Origin of the sequence: Paenarthrobacter sp. Z7-10 (assembly GCF_026932795.1) — a bacterium.
Taxonomy (GTDB): domain Bacteria; phylum Actinomycetota; class Actinomycetes; order Actinomycetales; family Micrococcaceae; genus Arthrobacter_M.
In genome coordinates, this window is sequence record NZ_JADPVH010000134.1 from 1 (window position 1) to 1,002 (window position 1,002).

Sequence of the window (1,002 nt, forward strand, 5' to 3'; positions counted from 1 at the left end):
CTAGATGAATAATTCCAAGGGTCAGTGATCGTAGGCGGTCATGGAGCGACGCACAGCTTGGCCGATCCGATCGTTGTGCCAGATCGCTGCGGTCAGGGCCAGCAGGCGTTGGACGACGCGGGCGGTGACGCCGGCGGGTGTCCGCCCGCCGTGCTGTTCGAGATCGAGTTGGCCTTTGAGCGTGTCGTTGATTGATTCGATGATCTGGCGCAGGGGCTTAAAGAACCGGGTACCGGGCCGTGGTTCTTCGCCTTTACGTGTCGGGCGCAACAGTTCCACCCCTGTCCGGTCAAGGGTCGCTTCGAACTCCTGACCGAAGTAGTTCTTGTCTCCGATCAGGATCTGCCGTGGCCCATTGCTGCAGATGGCGTTCATCGCCGGGGTCCCGGCGAGAATGTCCAGGAAGGCTTGGCGCTCATCGGCTTTGGCTCCGGTCAGTGCGTAGCCGACGGGCAGCCCGTGCAACGTGCAGACCAAGTGCAGGCGAAGTCCCCAAAAGTACCGGCTATGGGAGGCGCAGTACCCGTACTCGGCCCACCCCGCGAGGTCGGACCGGCGGGCGGTTTCACGGGACCGGCCGCATTCGATCGGAGTCGAGTCAACGAGCCACACGTTATCGTTCCAGATGTCACTGTCCTGGACGAGCACACCGATGAGCCAGTTCATGGTCTCCCCCAGCCGGCGCAGGCGTTTGTTATAGCCCGGCTGGCCCGGCAGGTATGGGAACATGGGCCGCAGGCTCTTACCTGCGTGCCGGAGCCATCTGGCTTCGCTGGTGAACCCGAGCAGGGCCTGCAGGACGGCCAAGGTGATGAGCTCGGCATCGGTAATGCGGGGCACGATCCCGATTTTGGGCCGAGGCGGAACCCGTTCCGGATACGCCTTCAACAGGTCATCGGCTTTCACATACAATGCAGTAGCAAGGGTGTCCAGATCGGCGTCCACGCGGGCCTCCAAGTTCGGCGTTTGGGTTTGATACCGCCGATTCTGGGCACCTTTGCC

General features: G+C 62.5%; 1 protein-coding gene. It reads right to left on the minus strand.

What is annotated here, in order from left to right; all coding sequences use genetic code 11:
* Positions 1–21: 21 nt before the first annotated feature.
* Positions 22–945: an IS982 family transposase gene (locus IV498_RS18760; protein WP_442951389.1), complete on the minus strand. Its 924-nt coding sequence runs from the start codon at positions 943–945 to the stop codon at positions 22–24.
* Positions 946–1,002: the final 57 nt, after the last annotated feature.